The organism is Arundinibacter roseus (genome assembly GCF_004348825.1).
Classification (GTDB): Bacteria; Bacteroidota; Bacteroidia; order Cytophagales; family Spirosomataceae; genus Arundinibacter; species Arundinibacter roseus.
Map to the genome: position 1 here is coordinate 21,833 of NZ_SMJU01000023.1, position 19,820 is coordinate 41,652.

Sequence of the window (19,820 nt, forward strand, 5' to 3'; positions counted from 1 at the left end):
ACCACTCCTCAAAGAGCTGATAAAAAAATTTAGGAGATTAGAAAAGAAATGCAATCGCTTGTCTAATTCTTTCAGAAGAAGGAAGTCAATTTCTTTACAGGATAATTCACTTATCAATAAAAAACTTACTCTAATGAGTGATGATATTGTATCTGCCAGGGGTGAACGGGCTGCAATGGGCGGCTATGTACCACAGTTTAATGAATTCGCACGCTTCGCGTACCATGAATTGGTAAAAAACAACCTCGAATGGATCAAAATTGCCGACCCCGACGCTGAAAAACTAGACGACATCCAGTATGCAACCCGCAATGAGGTTCATGCCTATCAGGTGAAATGGACAATTGCTAGCCAAACTATCAGCTATAATAATTTCACCGACTTGTTGCCCTTGCTCCTGTCGAGCTGGCAAAAGCTGACAGCGATCCACACAAAAGACAAGAAAAAAGTCATTGCACATTTACTGACCAATAAGGCGCTCTCCAAACATGATGCGATCATGTCCGGCGAAAAAGAAGTTGGGACTTTTGCTGATTTCTATGAAGAAGTTTGGCAGAAGTGGAAGCTTGGTCTGCCTATCGCAAAAAAATGGAACCCAGTCGTCAAAAAATTGATGGCTGACCTAAAATTAAACGATGCTGATTTCAAGGCATTTATCTCCCATTTTGAATTCCATCCTGAGCATGTAGGCGCTGACCTAAGAGTCGGTTTGCGAATGCACTCAAGCGAAGTAGAGGACTCATTGACTTTCAGGTCGTTTTTACTTGAAAAGGTTGCTGACCCGGAGCGAAAAGTGCCCTTTACTAAACAAGAAATCATTGATGGGCTGGTCTGGGCAACAAAGTTTAAGACAACATTTAATCATGAATTGAGCGTAGATATTAACCGCTATCAATCCATTGCCTCTACTGTCGATGACCTGAATGAAAAACTGGTGGCTCACGGTAGCGGTTATGTCTTTCTAGTTGGCGGGCCGGGAAGCGGCAAATCCACGCTTCTGACAGAATGGATGAAAGGTCGTACGGAGCGCGTTATCAAATTCTATGCATTTGACTTTACCAATCCATCATTTTCAGTCAATTACCAGGAGCGCGGGGATGCAACCAATTTGTATTTCGACCTCGTTTTTCAGCTTAAAGAGGAGGGTGTATATCTTAAGCCGGTGCTGCCTTATAAAGACCTAGTCTTCTTAAAATCTGTATTCGCGGAACAGCTAGAAGAGCTTGGTCAGGAATATAAAAATCATAATAGAAGGACTGTTATTGTCATCGACGGCCTGGACCACGTACCAAGGGAATATAGATCCGTCAAACAAAGCTTCCTGCGAGACCTGCCTCTACCGGCGGATCTGCCGGAAGGTGTCTTCATTGTGCTGGGCAGTCAGTCCTATGAACTGGAAGACCTTAGCCAGGAAATCAAAGCAGAGTGGAAATCTGGTACCCGTTCTGTGCAGATGAATCCCATGGGCAAAACAGAGGTGATAAAATATGCTGAAGCCTCGGAAATTGAACCCGCCTTGACTCCGGAGCAGCAAAATTTGCTCTTTGAAAAGTCACAAGGGCATCCGCTGTACTTATCCTACCTAGTGGAACGTTTGAAAGCTTCGGAAAACATGGATGAGGCAATAAATGGCTTTATTTCCATTGATGGGGATATACTGATATACTACAACAAGATATGGGAACCGATTAGTAGCAATGTGGGATTGCTAGAAATGCTTGGGCTCATGGCCCGGATCAACGACAGCATAGTCATTGCCTTCGTTAAAGAATGGAACCTCGGCAGACAGACCTTGCTAGATTTCAAAAAAGACGCCCGCGTATTATTCGACGAAAACCAGAACGAATGGACTTTTTTTCACAACTCATTCCGCCTGTTCTTGCTATCAAAGACGGCTACTGATTCACTGACAGACGAATTTGACAGCAGTCAGGATATCGACTACCACCAGCGCCTGGTAACACTCTACAATAACTCTGCCGTGGAGCCTGGCTGGAAACAAAACTATCACCTGTTTGCGTCCGGCGATTTTGATCAGTTCATCGCCTGGACCTCCGCTGATGAGTTTTTTTCACAACTTATCAGCTTCAGGCCGCCTGAAGATATAAGAAGAGATATCAAATTGGGTATCGAAATCGCACAAAAAGATGGCAATGTTCATACCCTACTCCGTTACCTGTTCTCCCTCGCTGAATTAGACCGGCGGACGTTTAATGTCAATCCTGCTTCTTACATAGAGGAATTACTATTGTTGGGTAAAACAACGGAAGCTAAACGCTATGCCAGAAAGGGTGCAGCGCTGCTGATAACGAAGCGGTATGCCCTGGAGGTAGCCAGGCTGTTTGACAAATTCGGCCAAAGCTCTGAAGGCATGCTATTGTTTAGCCTGGCACAGCCCGAAATGGTCATGCCGGACAGCATTGTTTTAGACTACCGCGGAAATACTGATAACTCTACTTATCAGCTCTTACAGGAATGGGTTACCTCTGCTGCGATATTCCAGAACCTTGATATCGTGTTACAAAAGATCAAAAACCTTACGGCAATTAACCTGTCGGAAGAGCACGAACTATTGATGAAACCGGAGTTGATCCAAAACCTTCTGCTTCGTGACCTAGCCATCGCGCTGATGCACCAGGAAAAATGGCCAGAAATGGAGCATGTGTTCGCAGAATATGATCTAACAGAGGATTTACAGAAAAATTATTTCTTCCAGGTACTTCACATTGCAGTTAGATCCAATATCGGACGAAACAGGGATCAGGCTAGAGAATACCTGAAGGTGTTACTCTCCAACTTTTCACCAGCAGAAACAAATGATAGCCAGCGGATCTTCATTGCGGATCTGATCATCACTCTGGAAAAGGACAAAGATCTGGCGACGAATTGGGTTAGCGGCATTGAGCAGCCGTTAATTAAATGCAGTGAAGACTTGGGCTTTGAGTCTAGCGTTGATGTATTTCAGCCATTGATAAAGCTTAACAAAGTGCTGAACCTTATTGGCAAAGGTGTGGCTGTACCGGATGCTGTTCCCACAGGCACCTACACGTCCAGCGATTGGGTTGTTGGCGAATTCCAGCGCATGCTGTGCCTTACGACGCAGCTTTTTTGTGAAGAAATAGAGAATAAGACCATCTTGAATCTCACCCAGCGGATACAGCCGATTATTCAATTTTACAATCGAGAAGCTCCTGCATACAATACCTACTGGCACCGGCTCACCAAACTGAAAACGGATTATTTTGATTTTCTAATCCGTGCAGTGGCCCCATCAGGTGCGGAAAATGTGAATGAATTAGTTACCGCATTGGAGGCGGATATTGTACATCACGCCAAATACTGGAGCAGCGATCAAATTCGCGGGATTGCCGATACTCTGCTCAGAAACCATATTGAAGTCGATCGCGCCCTCGCCCTGCTGTCTACATTGGAATTAAACATGCTTATCGGAAAAGACATCAACGGTAGGATCACAGAATGCATGCAGCAGGCCAAAAGCTATCTATTAGCCAATGACAAAGCAAAAGCGGAAAAATGGATCAAAAGAAGTATTACAGAAGGCATTGGCGTTGGCTACCGTAAAGACTACCAGTATAATACTTGGCTGGACTGGTTGCTTCAAAGTATCAAAAGACATCCCGAAACAGCTGCACAGGAAATCTGCTGGTTCCTGTCCCATTTGCATCATTTGAAGGAATCTACCGAAGGGCGTGCTGCTAACTCTGCTGCCAGAAAGCTATTGGGCATTACACTGGGCTGGAATCTGGCTGCGGGTATAACCCAAATGAAATGGATGCTGGACAACGGTTTGATCCACTTCGAAAACGCCATCGGTACCTTTTTGGAGACCCTCCTCATTAAGGATATCGGTCAAGCGGAGTATAAACTACTAATCGGAATTTACTCAGACCTTTACTTATTTTTGGCAGATTCTCCGGACGACAGTCTACTCGTGCTCTTCTTGCAGAAAGGCGAATCGCTTTACGGTGAGGAATTTGACGTCACTTGGGTACAGGCTATTTACCGAATAATCATTACAAAAGCCCTTGATGAACAACGCCCATCGATGCTGATCGCACTTGAAAATTTTCTGTTGGACAAAGGAAAAAAAGTACAGGAACTGGTTCCGCTTTTTGCCATTCCCGAAGAACCTGACCATCGACAGTCTAGGTCGAGCTCTTCATCAAATTCACTGGTTCTCCGTCCCGGCCATGAGAGTATTTCCCATGAAGAGGTCATGATCAGGGTAAATACTTATGAGGAGTTTAGAGATTTACTGAGTCAGGAAGACAAAGTCAATTCCCGCTACAATTGGACAGAGGTTTTCAGGAAAATTGAATTATCAATCGATCTAGCACGAATACAGGAAATAGAAGGCATCATAATCGGTACCCGAAAGTCAATCGAATTACTTGTTTTATTAAGTGAAAAAGCACAGGAACTGGGCGATAATTTGCTCGCTGAGCATTTAGTGAATGAGGGTATTGCGCAGTCCAGTGCAAGCGGCTGGGTAACGTTTTATGACGGCGGTTCCCGCATCAAAACATTTACAACACTTGGCAAGATCAAAGGCGCTGAAGGGACCAAAAAAGCGTTCGACGTGTTTTGCTATGACTTGCTGCATGGCGATTCGGCAGGAAACTATGCCGAATCACTCGATGAAATATTACCGGTAATCTCGCCGGGTTATAATGAAGATGAGGTCTGGTCGCAGCTGTTTACTTATTTGCAGAGGTTGATGTCCACTAGCACTCCTTCTGACAATTTACCTGACCTGACGCCGCAGGATAAAAGCCTGTATGACAATATCATTGACATCCTAAATTACCTTTCAACCTATACGGTGACTCTGGTTTATACCGCAGCACAAAGATTATTAGCCGAACAATTAAATGGTAAAATACTATACCCGCTTCAAATAGTTGCCTCAATACAACTGGATGATGATTCTAGCGCAGAATTGTTTACCGGGCTACTCCTATTAAGCCAGGAATATGGTAATGATCTGTCCACCTTTTACCCGCAATTGGAATCACTTGCAACATCGTCCAATTACATGATAAGAACAGAAGCGATACATTTGCTGAAACTTAATGATCAGCGGGTTCCTATAATTGCTAAGCAAACATTATCGCCATTCTTTCAAATGGATTTTGACAGCTCCAATTCGGATGTCATTACCTTAAGCATGGAAGGTCATGTTCACCCGATCGGGCAAATTATCAAACTGATAACGCCATTGGACCGAGACTTGAAGATATTATCCAAAATATCAGGAATTGCCGAAAGAACACTGATATACCGAACATACATGGAATTAAGAAAGGCTGGTATACCTAGCGATTGGCAGGCGGCTGACGACGGAGGCTTTAGCAAGCACCTAGAAAAGATACGGTTGAGGTATGGTTACGCCAAGCCGCGCGCGATCGCCGTAAAACGAGCTATATCGAGGGTAGTTTCTGAATTGGTCGATGCCGGAGTACTCGAAGAGGAATCTGCTATTCAATTTTTTGGGCCCCGTGACAAAGGAACGGATATACTGTCTGTGAGCATGAGACCCAGCTTTATCAATCCGCTAAGTGAAAAGAAGTTTATGCTCGATACCGAGCAATGGCTGAATGATATTAAGAATAATCCGCGGTTGAAAGAAACAGTCTTAAAGAATGATGGACGGAACATTATCGGCGAATACACGGTGCTGACAAGTTTAGATTGGGGTAAGGCACAGCAGATTTTCATGAGTCAGATAAAAGGCAATCAGGAACCAAATGGAAAATGGTTTATTTTCGGGGGGGTAACCAACGGGCAAACAAAAGATTATTATGACCTGAATAGTACAGGTAAAAGCCTAATAATTGTGCGGGAAGAAACCCATGTTAATTCTAGTTCCTTATCTAATTGGATCGCCATCAATCCGGTACTGGCAAGGCATCTTGGATGGCACCCGCTTCCGGAAAGGTTATTTGCCTGGGCAGATGCAGAGGGTAATTGCCTTGTAGAGTCTGTTTATTGGGTGGACGGTAACATCAGAATGCAGCCGCCACATTTATACAGTGAAGCAGGTGAAGGCTGGTATGTACTGGCAACAGACCAGGCGCTGGCGGAAATAAGGGAGGCAGAACCCTATATATACCAGGAAAAATTCATTTATCGCTCAACAGAGTATGGTGGCAACTCCGCACAACATACAACTATACAATTGATCAATGAATGATGTGTAAAGACCATTTCTTTTCTGTTTCTAAAAAGCTTGATCTAACCCCCTATTTCCTGGAATCTGATTCTACTATTTGGTCCAATAAGCCATACCTTTCTGAACCATGCCAGCAAGCACGGTCCCCTATCATCATATCAGCCAAAAACAGGGTTCAAAAAGTAGGTTCAGTTCAAAAAGATGCACTATCTTTATGAACCTAACTTTATGACCACTTCTGCGGACCTGACCTATGAACCAAATCTTCGGATACGCTCGTGTATCAACAGCTGACCAAAATACAGACACGCAAATTGATGCTTTACAGAAATTCGGTTGCGACCGCATTTTTCAAGAGAAAATTTCCGGACTTTCCGTTCAGCGCCCAGCCTTGGACGAAATGCTCTCGCTCCTGCGGGAAGGTGATACTGTTGTGGTTTCCCGCTTCAACCGATTAGGCCGGAGCCGGGATCACCTGATTAGCCTGATCGGCGAGTTCTCTAAACGCGGCATCATCTTCAAAGCCCTGGATCTGGGAATTGATTCTTCCACACCCTCGGGTAAGCTGGTCATTGGCATCTTTGCTGCCCTGGCCGAGTACGACCGGGAGATGATTCTGGAAAAGACTCGCGCCGGCCAATTGTTGGCAAAGGCAAAAGGCAAGCACATTGGCAGACCCAGCGGAGTGAATGAGGAAAATTTTCAGAAGGTGAAGAAAGCTATAGACAGGGGGCTATCGGTTTCTGAGATTGTGCAGTTGACTGGAATTAGTATTTCAAGTGTGAAACGGTATAGGAAGGAGATCACAAATTATTAGATTCGGAAAATGTCTATATTTTAATTCAGCACATAGGGCGACATAAACTCCTGAGCCTCGGCCAAGGGATCTACACTCAGGAAACGCGCAAGGGTTGGATCGTAAAACCGAGCTTTCAAGTCTAGCCAACCCGTTTCCTGCTGCAACTCGCAGGTAAGGTAAAGATACTTGTTTTTTGCGCGGCGGCTCACTTTGTGGCCAAAGGCGTAGTACTCGATTTTCGGTATGACTTTTACACGCTCGTCGAAAGTTCTCCGATTACCTAGTGTGATCTTTCAGGTAATACTAACGTGGCCGCCAAGGGCCTGCAGGGACTCAGGTCACGGAGGAGTACATGCCATGGTGAGAGTAAAAATCAATAATAAACTACATTGTAGTGCGTAATTATAATGATCCTATCCATTACTGGGAAGAAAACCCCAACAACTTCATCAGATATACTAAACCAGATATCCTCCCAATATCTTATCAAATAGCTTAAATCAAACTTATCTATTTCATCTGGATAATTCCAGATCAAAAAAGCCTCTGAGTCATTTAGAAGCGCTAAATCTTGCAAAACAGTCTCTATTTCACTTGATGAATTAATACCTTCGTAATCCTTTTTATATGACAATTTATCTTGTAGAACTTTAAAGAAATTACCATTGATAGATTTATTTATACCATATCGCTGAACTAATAAACCATTTAAATATAGCATTTCGTTATCAGATATTGGCTGACAGGAGATAGGAGCTTTATGTTCTAAGAAAAAAAGTTCTTTTTTAAAATGTATCATTCTTTAAACTTTAAACCAATTTTATTTAGGATCTACCAAAGGGATAGCTCCATATTTGCCGCCTCTATCTTTTTTCCCATTAGTCCAATCCCAATAATTAATGTGGGGTACGGATTCTTCGTGTCCTTTTGGTCTATCCGGATGAGCAGGGTCAAGCCTGTACCCTTTTTTTGAATCACCTGCTGTTGGACTTCCAAATTTACCTTTTTCTCCCTTTGGCAATGATCCAGATATTCCTAGCTTATCATAAACCTGTCTTAAAGCCCCTTTAACATTAGATATTTTAACCCCTGAACTGCTTTGGGCAACCTCCTTTCCAGCCTTTACAACCTGTGATTCTACACTGGTTTTAGAAAGCAAGTTACCAGGGTTGGCTGGGCTTGCTCCTGCTGTAGCTACCAAAGCTACATCACCAACCGTATTTACTGCTTCCCTTACTTGTCCTAAAAGTGAATTGTCAACGACTTGTTTACTAATTTGTGTCTCGAATACCTGCTGCCCGCCTTCCACTTTATATCCAGCACGAATATCGGAACCAAATGCCCTTGCAGCAGTATTTATGATGGCATGTTTTGTATCAAAAAATGCAGTTGCTGCCAATCTCGCAATAAGGAAAGGATCATCTCCCGGCCCATCCGGCATCTTCCCATTTGGGTCTGAAAACCGTATCGGATTGTTGTAGCCATAGTGATAGGGCGACATAAACTCCTGAGCCTCCGCCAAGGGATCTACACTCAGGAAACGCGCAAGGGTTGGATCGTAAAACCGAGCTTTCAAGTCCAGCCAACCCGTTTCCTGCTGCAATTCCCGGGTAAGGTAAAGATACTTGTTTTTTGCGCTGCGGCTTTGGCTATTGGCCTAAGGTGACTCAGGATAAGTTAGAGGTTTCGGGAGGAAATGTGTAGACTACAAGTAAAAGCAACTGGGCGGCGGCCCACTCATCAGTAAAATCCAGGTTAACGGAAATGAAAAAGGGGTCGAGAAACTCCCTCCCCCTTTTCAAATTCATATTTTGAGTAATCCCAAAAAACTCAGAAGTCAAATCTAGTGTTGGCTAATACACCTAATCAGGAGGCTTTTACATTAAACTAGCTACCAATCTATTCAGATTTGAAAATAGTCCATTTTGAAAATTTATCTGGTCTTTCTGCTTGATATCCCAAAGGCAAATCTGCCAACTCTAAAATACTTGAATCGTGTGCAATCATTTCTTCAAGTGAAATAATCCTGGCATCTTCTTCTTCGGATTTGTCATCACTCATAAATTGCCAATCCCCGTCTTCATCATGAGAAATGAAAGTAACTTCTGATTTGTTTTCAATGACAAAACGGGTAGTGAAAACATACATTTGTAAATCTTCATCGAATTTTTTTTCGCTATTCATAAGTTTCATTTTAATTTTCCCTGTTTCCTTTTCTTAAATTCTCTTCTTTTGAAATCACACGAGCATTACTATTACTGTTACTTCCACCTTTGGATTTTGGTTTAATATGGTCTATTTCTGCCTGATTCATGTCTGCTTTCTGTCCTTTTTTACTTTGCTGTGGTGAATTGAGGTTATTTCCACTTTGATCACTTTTAATATTGCCTCCGTTTTTGGCTCTATTCTCTTCTAAAATACGCTTCTTTTGCGCAGGTGTAAAGCTTTTCCCATCACCAACATTTCTAGGTTCTTTCAGGCCGGAATATTTCCCCTCCGCGTTCACCCTACCCTTATCATTTCTGATATTATCAATGGCATTCATTGCCGTATTGCCACCGTGCGTTACCAGTGCCACTGATCCTGTCGCAGTTGTTGCAACTACGGGTGTTAACAATCCTGCGCTTCCCAGTTCTGCTCCAACCGATGTCCCCAATCCCAGGGCACCACCTGCTATTTCGGCTGCACCTGCTACTACTGAGGCATAATGCCCCACAGTTCTTCCCGCATTATAGGCACCAACATAACCCGGTTTGACAATTGCCGGATTGCCCCAGCCCATGTTCTCATTTAGAGCCTGTCCTACGCCAGAAAAGAAATCACCAATACCATCGCAACAATCCGGCATCCTCCCATTTGGGTCTGAAAACCGCATCGGATTGTTGTAGCCATAGTGATAGGGCGACATAAACTCCTGAGCCTCCGCCAAGGGATCTACACTCAGGAAACGCGCAAGGGTTGGATCGTAAAAACGAGCTTTCAAGTCCAGCCAACCCGTTTCCTGCTGCAATTCCCGAGTAAGGTAAAGATACTTGTTTTTATCCCGACTAGCCACTAGATCAGATGGATTTTTCGGAATCGCCAACCCAAAGGGATAATAATCAGTCTCTTGCACCACCGAGCCGCTTTCATCAAGTACTACCCTTACGTTACCCAGGTGATCTTTCAGGTAATACTGCCACTTCCAGGCCCCGTCCACTTTTACAAGCTGACCTTCATCGGTGGCAATACGCGTCAGCAGGCCATTACCACCATATTCAAAGTTACCCTCATAACTCGTTACGGTACCGTTTACAGTCATGCGGTGCTTCTGTCCACTGGCGTCATAAGTATAATCCATGTTCTTGCCAGGCAGCGTTACACGGCGCGGGAGGTTGAGGTAATTATACGCTATGCTACTAATCTGACGGTCAAGATCAGCTGTTAAATTCCCGTTTTCATCGTATGAGAAATCATTGCCCGATGTATTGCGATTGTTGTACCCCAAATTACTTACAGGGTCATAAATAGACATCAGCCGATTGCCGTTGTAAGAGTACGTCAGTTGGTCAATAGCTGTCCCGGCGGCATTGTAGCGATGTAGCCCATTTATATTTCCATTAACATTGTATGCAACTACTTCCCCCTGCCCACTATTTAAGCCCGTGCGGCCACTTTTCATCCGGTTAAGTTCATCGTAAACAAACTGATAAGAACCCGCTGCGGAAGTGGGAGTCTTCCAGTACATGTCCTTAATATTGCCGTTGCTCTCATAGTTCAACGTAATCTGGTATGGTCGGTTGACGTTCGTCCCCTTGTGTTCCCGCAACCAGCCACGTACATTATTTCGGTACGTGAGCCGCTCAATAGCACCTGTTCCTGTGGCATCATTGGCGTTTAGATATTTATCGGTCAATTGTCCTACCTCATTATAGCTCAAAGTGTTGACGTAAATATCTTTTGCCATGCCAGCAGCTGTACTGCTGGTAATATAGCGGGTGGACGTTAACCGGTCAGCTTGATCGTAAGTAAGGATACGCTCCAGTGTGTAGGAATCACTGCTCCAGCTTTGAGTTGTTTTTTCGCGCAGGGGCTTACCCAGAAAATCATATTTATAACTTATACGCTCAAGACCATTACTGCCCATAGGCATTCGCCGAACAGTTTGTACGATACGCTCACGGTCATCGTAGTAGGTAACTGAGCAATCCCACTCGGTACTCAAGGAACCGTCAGGGCTCAATAACCGCGAGCATTGGCCTGTTGGCAACCCTTTACGGCTAGCAGTACGCACATTGGCTGGCAGGAAATCATCGCCCGAATTGAGCGAATAAACATTCTCAAAACCAAAACTACCGTCACCCAGCTTCACGTTGAAAGGGGGGAGAATGGATTCATAATTATCGTAATAAGTAAATGTAAGCGGATTATTGTTAGGCATATTACCGGGGGCTGTTAACGTACAGCCTGCCCCAAGGCATACACCCATTTCAATTTGTCGATTCAGAACGTCATACTTATGATAAAAAACCTGATTAGTGGCATCACGAAAACTGATAAGTAGGTCGCGGTCATTATACAACATTGTTGTTTTTCCGCCTCCGGGGATTTGTTTTTCAATGAGTCTTCCCCGACTATCATATAAATAAAGAAAAGCGAATTTATCCAGATCGGTGCTAGTAGGCATGGAAATCTCATCATACTTAGGTTGTAAAACAGCACGGAGTCGGCCCAGGTCATCGTACACGTAATAGGTGTCAGTCTGATTAGGAGTACCACCAGCCATTCGTCGGAGCAACAGGCGGCCCTGATTATCATGATATTCCGCCACAGCCTTGCCATTTTCATCGTTAATGCGTTTGACAGTCAATAGGTTAATATCATAATAACCAATACGGGTAATCGACGTCAATCCCGGACCAGCCCAGTAGTTCCATATCCCATGATTATTAAGTTCATAGTTAATGGTTGTCGGAACAGTTGTCCCGGCGGCTACATTTTCTTTGGGTCTTCCCAAAGGAGAAGCCTCGTAGCGTGTTTCTGTATACACCCTGCTTGTAGGATCAGCAAAGCGTACTGCACTATTATAATAGGCAGATGCAAGAGAAGTAGCATTGCTCGTATATGAGCCATTTTGTTTGTCGGTAGATACAGGGAGAAATAATTTGCTCTGTCGGCCAAATGCATCGTACTCAATTGGAACGACAAGATCCTTCCGACCTTTACCAGCCTGCACAGCAATGGTTTGCTGGAGTCGACCCAGGCCATCGAAGTAACCTACCGAAAGGTTAGCCTCACCCACCGAAACGGGAGTATCAAAGCGGTCTGCCGAGGTCTTTACCTTATAGGTTCGAGTCAGAATGAAATTACGAGTCTTGTCCTGTGCAGAGGCTGACGGTACCCATGTGAGCGAAAATATAAGGCTTACGCACATGTAAATACCTACTAGTTTACGGACAATAGTGATGATTGACATTGGATATGTATGATTAAGCTATTGTTTGAACAAAAAGTGTAGGAACTGGCATACAGCTATTGGGACAAAGTCATAGTAGCAGTCACTGCCGGGGACTTAATGATTTGATTATCCGGGCTTGTGGTTACTTCCGCCCAATACCAAAAATTTGCGTTAGGCGCTAATGGTCCAAATTGGGCACCTGGGTTTATAGGATATTCACCAGCCATGGGAGGAAGCCAGCCACCAGACTGACCATTAGCCACCATAGATGCATTAACTCGGTATGTTCCAGGGCTTCCGGGTACCGGACTGGCAGTTCCAATACGTCGCTGCACGACGGAGCCGCTAGTTGTTCTTGCGACAATGTCTACACGTGTAATAGTTTGTCCTGCCGGTACTTGAGTTACAACCGTTATGGGCATAATGTACAATCCGCTGTATCCCTGGGCTGGACTGCCCACAACTGAAGAACCATTAGTAGGTGTTGTAATGGCTGATGTTGCGTTAGATTGGCCTTGCGTGTCGAGCATAATCCAGTTTTGACTTCCTAGACTCACACCGTGCCAGAAGGTGGACGAGTTACCGTCATAGGCATTAGTTAGGGGATAAGAAGCTCGATCATCAAAAGCTCGCCAGGAACCTGTAAGCTTAGTTGAACCATTATAGAACTCTATTTCGGCCAACTCACCATACCCGCTTCCTGATGACTTAAAGCGTAAATAGCGATAGGTTTGAGTATTGCCTGTGAATTCGTACTCTTTGTATGTAGTCCATGACGGTAAATTAGATGAGTTTATAGCGACCAGCGTTTGCCATGGACCAGACAAACTAGTAGCACCCTCGAATACTGCCCCATTAAAGCGGTTCGTATAATTGAAATCTTGTCTCGTAAGTATCCTGGCCTTTGTTGCAACGGAGGCAGGTGGGGTCATAAGGATAGAAACCTCAGGAGACTCGATAGGTGTACCGCCAGCAGACGTGACCAGCTCAGCCCAGTACACAAAGGTTGCATTAGGTGCCAGCGGACCGGTTTGTGCGTTGGGGTTGCCGGGGTAGTTATCTCCTCCTATGGTAGGCAGCCAGCCTCCCTCTACTCCGTTGCCGACCATCACTGCGTCGATGCGATAAGTGCCGGGACTACCAGCCACTGCTTTGGCTATACCTACCCGCCGCTGCACCGATCCATCGGGGGTCTTAGCAATTACGTCTACCCGTACTACACTCTGACCCGAAGGAAGGCTGACTGACATAGTTATCGGCATGATCAGCCCGCTGTTGCCCGGGATAGTCGTACCCGGGACTGTGCCCTCAATTGGAGAGGTGATTGTTACAGATGCTGCTTGAGGAGTGCTTCCCCCCTGCGTGTCGAGCATAATCCAGTTCTGGATACCAGCGCTATTCCCATGCCAGAAGGTAGATGAGTTGCCGTCATAGGCATTGCTGAGCGGATAGGCTGTTGGATAATCTGGATAAGTACGACCAGGTGATCCTGTCCAGGAGCCCGTAAGCTTAGTTGAACCATCATAGAATTCTATTTCGGCCAACTCACCCGCACTAGTACTACCAGCCGTGTAACGTAAGTAGCGATAAGACTGGGGGTTGCCTGTAAAGGGGCAGTCTACCCATTGAGAGAGTGTGGGTCGCGGCGTCACTGGGATGGTGTACAGCAATTGCCAGCTGTTTAGGTCGTTAGAGCCTTCAAACTTACCACCACTGTAGCGGTCGAGCACAAAATCGTGGTCACCACGCACCTGTATCCTGGCCTTGGAAGCAATGGAGGTAAGTGGGGTCATAAGGACAGAAACCTCAGGAGACTCGATAGGTGTACCGCCAGCAGACGTGACCAGCTCAGCCCAGTATACAAAGGTTGCATTAGGTGCCAGCGGACCGGTTTGTGCGTTGGGGTTGCCGGGGTAGTTATCTCCTCCTATGGTAGGCAGCCAGCCTCCCTCTACTCCGTTGCCGACCATCACTGCGTCGATGCGATAAGTGCCGGGACTACCAGCCACTGCTTTGGCTATACCTACCCGCCGCTGCACCGATCCATCGGGGGTCTTAGCAATTACGTCTACCCGTACTACACTCTGACCCGAAGGAAGGCTGACTGACATAGTTATCGGCATGATCAGCCCGCTGTTGCCCGAGACAGTCGTACCCGGGACTGTGCCCTCAATTGGCGAAGTTATGGTTACCGTTGCTGTTTGAGGAGTGCTTCCCCCCTGAGTGTCGAGCATAATCCAGTTCTGGATACCAGCGCTATTCCCATGCCAGAAGGTAGATGAGTTGCCGTCATAGGCATTGCTGAGCGGATAGGCTGTTGGATAATCTGGATAAGTACGACCAGGTGATCCTGTCCAGGAGCCCGTAAGCTTAGTTGAACCATCATAGAATTCTATTTCGGCCAACTCACCATACCCATTTTCCGATGACTTAAAGCGCAAATAGCGATAGGCTTGAGTATTAACTGCAAAGGGGCAGTCTACCCATTGGGAGAGTGTGGGTCGCGGCGTCACTGGGATGGTGTACAGCAATTGCCAGCTGTTTAGGTCGTTAGAGCCTTCAAACTTACCACCACTGTAGCGGTCGAGCACAAAATCGTGGTCACCACGCACCTGTATCCTGGCCTTGGAAGCAATGGAGGTAGGTGGGGTCATAAGGACAGAAACCTCAGGAGACTCGATAGGTGTACCGCCAGCAGACGTGACCAGCTCAGCCCAGTACACAAAGGTTGCATTAGGTGCCAGCGGACCGGTTTGTGCGTTGGGGTTGCCGGGGTAGTTATTTCCTCCTATGGTAGGAAGCCAGCCTCCCTCTACTCCGTTGCCGACCATCACTGCGTCGATGCGGTAAGTGCCGGGACTACCAGCCACTGCTTTGGCTATACCTACCCGCCGCTGCACCGATCCATCGGGGGTCTTAGCAATTACGTCCACGCGCACTACACTCTGACCCGAAGGAACGCAGACTGACATAGTTATTGGCATGATCAGCCCGCTGTTGCCCGGGATAGTCGTACCCGGGACTGTGCCCTCAATTGGAGAGGTGATTGTTACAGATGGTTCGGTGCAGGCAGACTGATTGGCGGAAGCATTTTTATTTTCCCCCAACAACTTACCCCATATCCGGTCTGCAATTTCCATCATACCTACATCACCGGGGTGTATGTCATCTATATTGTTTGGAAATACAGTTAATACAGCCGGATCATTTCCTGCTAGAAATACAGGATTATAGTACATGTCGCTCAAATCCACAAAAAGGAAATTTCGCTCATTAGCCACTTCCTGAATTTTTGCATTTGCCAGGGGTTGGTCGGGCCAAATTGAGTTAGTAAGCAAGACCTTAGCTCCCGGCGTACTCACGGCCAGGACATTGTCAATTAGTGTATTTAGTGCCCCTTTAAAATTATCAGACTCTACGGTTGTATTCAAAATATTCTCTCCCAGCCGAATAATCACCAAATCAGGATTTGCTAATCCAAAACCAAGGGTGATCCGATTTTTAAGGCCTGCATAATTATAACTAATCCAGCCAGCAGTATTGGATACATAATTCCGCTCAAAAGGTGCTTCCCAAAGTGGAAGTACCTGAGCTGCTGGGTTAAGTTGCTTGAAACGACTTTCAAGAATGTGGGCAAAGTCATTATTCAGCGTAGAAGATGCACGCCCCCAGCCCCCCGATGCGCTAAGGGCTGGCGACTGCCATCCATCAGTACCACTTTGTGCTTGTAGCTTAGTAATACTATTTCCTACAATTACGATTCTTCTGAAATTGGGCGATATAAGTGTGGGATCATCGATACTTCCAGTCAGTCCGTAGTTATAGTGAAAGGTTTTGACAAGATTTTGATTATGATCCTTTATTGCACTTAATCGGTTGAAGGAGTCATAGTTGTAATACGTATTCAACCCAGCATTGTCACTTTGGGAGCTAATACCTACCAATGGCTTGTGAGTAAACGTCGTTACAAAAGCTGTACTGAACAGCGAATTATTGCGAATTTTGTTGTTCCAAATATTGAGTACGGAATTATCAGGTAATGTCCCAGTTGACAAAAGGTTATAATCAGACCCTAAGGCACTTTTTACTTGATCGTAAAGTGCATTTTTAATCTCCCCAGCTAGCAAAGCTCCATCATGGCTCCATACGTAAGCTGTGGGAAAATCGTTCGTCAAGCGTTGCTGGGCAAGATTGCCATACTCATCGTAACGCTCAAATTTAATCAACTCACGATAGCGCGAGTCTTTCCCAACTGTACCATTACTCTGTACAGTAATATTACTCCAAGTTGTTAACGGATTAACTGTTTCAATTTGCCATACCGATTCTTTCAACCCAATTTGATCAGATTTGAAACTTGTGTAAGTCCCACTAATCAATATTTCAGTGGAGGAGTTTTTCTTTTTTAGAGTTTGGGTCTCTTCTAAGATAGCATTGACTACGTTTTTTTCCTGCAGTTTTTTAATAGCAAGCAATTCCGATGATGGAGAGGGAAAAGCCGAGATTACCAGGTTCTGTGGGTATACATATCGGGTAGTTAGTTTATCCTCATTACTAAGTGTTTGTTGACGAGAAAGAATTTGAAGATTTATAGGGCTGTATGTGAATTGAGTTTCACTTACCTGTGGTTCAGAAGAATCATATAGTTCTTCGGTTTGACGATCCAATTTAACCCATGTACGACAAAAGCCGTAATTGCTTACTCCTACCAGTGATTGATAACTCCCGCCAGGCGATTTGAACGAAAACATCATCTTAATGCCCAGAACTATATTAATCTCCGAAAAAGTATAAAAGTTATTTTTCTTACGAAGGGCTCGGAAATTATTATTCTCATAGATATAATCAATTGCTTCCAATTCAAGCCCACGAAAGGCATCTTTACTAGTCGGTGGAGGAAATGGTAACTGATCTGCACTACCCTGCGGATAAGTATCCGGGTTATCCCGATAGGTCGTAAACCTATGCCAGGTTTTTCCACCACTGGTCTGGTCTTGCCCATGGTAAACAGTAACTTCTTCATAACCAATATGGCTTCCCTGAGTTGATCCCAAATAAGCCTGGCTGTTGGAGGAAGCAGCTCTGAATGTACAAGTTACATCAAATGGAGTAGTATTTTCACCAGAGGTATATAAAGTAGAAGTCGTATAATCGTATTGATATGCGAATTGTTGAATCAGCACGCCACTTGATCGGTCTGGTTCGTTCCTTATTCGGTATTCGTAGGTGGTATATGTATCCTTAGATGGGTCATCAGATGATTTATCAATGATTCGTTTAATCCGAACCCCACCTGCAGCTGCTGCTTTAACTGCACCCGTCATGAGAAAAACATATCCATAATCATGCCCCTCATAGATAAAATCCGTTGTCCCTCCGGTGGGATACTTTATCTGGGTCAAGGTGCCAAATTTACTTTTTTCAGCATCTGCCTCTCGGTTTGCCCAATTGTAGCCACCTGGATTACCCGGAAGGTTAATGAACGGGATCATTGTACTTGCCGTGTTGGAGTTATAAAAGCCCCAATGATCCTGGGCTTTGGTATTACGGGCTGGCAGATCGGAAAAGCGATAGTAGGAGAATTGATGCCTGGGCCCGGGTCTGGTCGGATCTGTCGTTTCTATAATATCGGTCAAGGCAAATCGGGTGTTTCCTCCACCATACAAGTAAGCTAACTGGTACTGCTTAATAATCAATCCAAGCTTGTTAGTCACACTAACGTTTTTGAGTCGCTGACCAGCAGGGCCCGTATCTACACGATTTTCATAGGAAAAGCTAATCTGTCCTAGATCAAAGGTTATAGTCTGAATCAACTTCATAGTTGATTGGAAGCTGGAAATACAAGTAGTAACCGGGGTATCCTCACAATAGGGCAAAGGTCCACCAATTTTGAAGCTACGATTCTCGTTGATTCCCTGATCGTAAGTTACATTTGACAAAGTCTTGTAACTAAATATTACCGAATTTCCCACCAGTGGTTTAACCTCAGTAAGCCACCAGCCAGACGTAGCTGTGTACGTTGGTGATGAGGTACTTACACAGCGGGTGATGGGTCTAACTGTTTCGGTCTCAGTAAAACTATATATCGTTCCCTGCTCATCTGTAATAGTGAAGCTAGTTCCGTTGAAAGCAATTTTCATCATGGAATGATCCAATAATATTGGTTGCCCATTCAGATCGAAAACCATCCTGCCGCTTCGGCCCAGAAAATTATAGAAATACTCGTCAGGTTCAGTATCATAAATACCATCTGCGACTAAAAACTCGAATTCCTTACTTTCTGCAGTACTCATCTCCCCATTTCGGTATCTACTAATTCTTGCCTGCATTTGAGAAGTTTGATAACCTTCCGGTTGCTCATCGGGATTTCCATGAACAGTTCGTGTAATAACCCCCCCTGCCTGCAATGACCATCCAATTCCGACACTTGATGATAGTTCATCAACCTTTACACCACCAGAATGGTAGCTTAGTCCAATAGATACCTCTCCCCAGCTCCGAGAAAAGCTGTAAAGTGGAATATTGATTGAGGGAATACCTGAGTACAAGCTTACCGGTACAGCGCCGTATTTACCCAACGACGCTGCTTCGGGCGAGGGAGGAATGACATTGACAATTGGGGAGGGCTTTCCTTCGGGTATAATGTTTGCCGCTGGAACTTCCGGTGGAGTTTTTGTTGGAAGCTGGGCATTCACTAAATTGCAAAAGAGCAAGAGTAGGATGGTGTAAAAAATTTTCATACAATTAATTCTTGGAAAGTAGGCTAACTATTTTTTCGTCAATGTCTTAGGAATAAAGAGATTATCGAATCAAAAATGATTACACTCTGTTATTGCAGGAGTCGGTATATCAGGCCGTTTCAACCCAATATAGATTTCTATATAGAAGCAGGTTTTACAGTTTGTTGGCACTGAATGCCTACTAAGCAAATTAGTGACGTATAATCTTCTTGGTGATTATAAAAGACCCATGCTGAATTGACACAATATATAATCCTGAAGGGTGGCTCGATAGATCCAGCGTAGTTTCTAATTGACCATTGGACGAAGGAAGTAAGGTTTCCTGATATAATAATCGGCCATTGGCATTAGATAAATGCATAATAGCTGGTGATTCTACGGAAGAGCTTTTATAATTTAGAACAGCCTTACCTGTGGTAGGATTGGGAAAAATATTTAGGCCACCGTTCTCCCCTATTCCACTTTCAGTTAACAATTTCATACAACCAGGACTTTGTGTCACATTTACAAATAAGTCCTTGTAGCGTAAGCATCCTATGAACTACATATTTCTTGGCTAGAATTCGGTTTCTACTTTTGACCTAAAAAGACAAGCGAATGAATCAGTCAGAAGAAATGTTCAAATTAGTACGTGAGTGGCGCAAAAGCAGC

Annotated in this window: 9 protein-coding genes and 1 pseudogene; 3 read left to right on the plus strand and 7 right to left on the minus strand. The window is 44.7% G+C overall.

Going from position 1 to position 19,820, the window contains the following annotated elements; translation table 11 throughout:
* The first annotated feature begins 133 nt into the window (after positions 1–133).
* Positions 134–6,214 (plus strand): AAA family ATPase, encoded by a 6,081-nt coding sequence (locus EZE20_RS23050; protein ID WP_132122229.1) that lies wholly within the window; start codon positions 134–136, stop codon positions 6,212–6,214.
* Positions 6,215–6,446: 232 nt separating this feature from the next.
* Positions 6,447–7,010, plus strand: a complete 564-nt coding sequence (locus EZE20_RS23055; RefSeq protein WP_132122231.1) for a recombinase family protein — start codon at positions 6,447–6,449, stop codon at positions 7,008–7,010.
* 20 nt (positions 7,011–7,030) lie between these two features.
* Here the strand turns inward: EZE20_RS23055 and EZE20_RS23060 are convergent, their stop codons facing one another.
* The 6 genes and pseudogenes from EZE20_RS23060 to EZE20_RS23085 all read right to left on the minus strand — a co-directional run bounded on the left by EZE20_RS23060 (position 7,031) and on the right by EZE20_RS23085 (position 17,612).
* On the minus strand, positions 7,031–7,282 hold the full coding sequence (locus EZE20_RS23060) for an RHS repeat domain-containing protein (RefSeq protein ID WP_132122233.1): 252 nt from the start codon (positions 7,280–7,282) through the stop codon (positions 7,031–7,033).
* An 83-nt stretch (positions 7,283–7,365) separates the two neighbouring features.
* Positions 7,366–7,791: a hypothetical protein gene (locus EZE20_RS23065; RefSeq protein ID WP_132122235.1), complete on the minus strand. Its 426-nt coding sequence runs from the start codon at positions 7,789–7,791 to the stop codon at positions 7,366–7,368.
* 21 nt (positions 7,792–7,812) lie between these two features.
* Positions 7,813–8,622: pseudogene (locus EZE20_RS23070) on the minus strand (RHS repeat domain-containing protein); the annotation flags it as partial.
* 269 nt (positions 8,623–8,891) lie between these two features.
* Positions 8,892–9,176, minus strand: a complete 285-nt coding sequence (locus tag EZE20_RS23075) for a hypothetical protein (RefSeq protein WP_199879944.1) — start codon at positions 9,174–9,176, stop codon at positions 8,892–8,894.
* Positions 9,177–9,186: 10 nt separating this feature from the next.
* Positions 9,187–12,447 (minus strand): DUF6443 domain-containing protein, encoded by a 3,261-nt coding sequence (locus EZE20_RS23080; protein WP_132122239.1) that lies wholly within the window; start codon positions 12,445–12,447, stop codon positions 9,187–9,189.
* Positions 12,448–12,503: 56 nt separating this feature from the next.
* Positions 12,504–17,612, minus strand: a complete 5,109-nt coding sequence (locus EZE20_RS23085; RefSeq protein ID WP_132122241.1) for an SGNH/GDSL hydrolase family protein — start codon at positions 17,610–17,612, stop codon at positions 12,504–12,506.
* Between the two features lie 1,339 nt (positions 17,613–18,951).
* Here EZE20_RS23085 and EZE20_RS23090 point away from each other — a divergent pair.
* Positions 18,952–19,158, plus strand: a complete 207-nt coding sequence (locus EZE20_RS23090) for a hypothetical protein (protein WP_132122243.1) — start codon at positions 18,952–18,954, stop codon at positions 19,156–19,158.
* A gap of 201 nt (positions 19,159–19,359) precedes the next feature.
* On the opposite strand, the gene EZE20_RS24700 is transcribed toward EZE20_RS23090, so the two are convergent.
* Complete coding sequence (locus EZE20_RS24700; RefSeq protein WP_132122245.1) at positions 19,360–19,650, minus strand: T9SS type A sorting domain-containing protein; 291 nt, start codon at positions 19,648–19,650, stop codon at positions 19,360–19,362.
* Positions 19,651–19,820: the final 170 nt, after the last annotated feature.

Bases quoted from the DNA above. Each gene is read 5' to 3' on its own strand.
- EZE20_RS24700 (WP_132122245.1), bottom strand. From the start codon at position 19,650: ATGAAATTGTTAACTGAAAGTGGAATAGGGGAGAACGGTGGCCTAAAT.
- EZE20_RS23055 (WP_132122231.1), top strand. From the start codon at position 6,447: ATGAACCAAATCTTCGGATACGCTCGTGTATCAACAGCTGACCAAAAT.
- EZE20_RS23075 (WP_199879944.1), bottom strand. From the start codon at position 9,176: ATGAATAGCGAAAAAAAATTCGATGAAGATTTACAAATGTATGTTTTC.
- EZE20_RS23050 (WP_132122229.1), top strand. From the start codon at position 134: ATGAGTGATGATATTGTATCTGCCAGGGGTGAACGGGCTGCAATGGGC.
- EZE20_RS23065 (WP_132122235.1), bottom strand. From the start codon at position 7,791: ATGATACATTTTAAAAAAGAACTTTTTTTCTTAGAACATAAAGCTCCT.
- EZE20_RS23080 (WP_132122239.1), bottom strand. From the start codon at position 12,447: ATGTCAATCATCACTATTGTCCGTAAACTAGTAGGTATTTACATGTGC.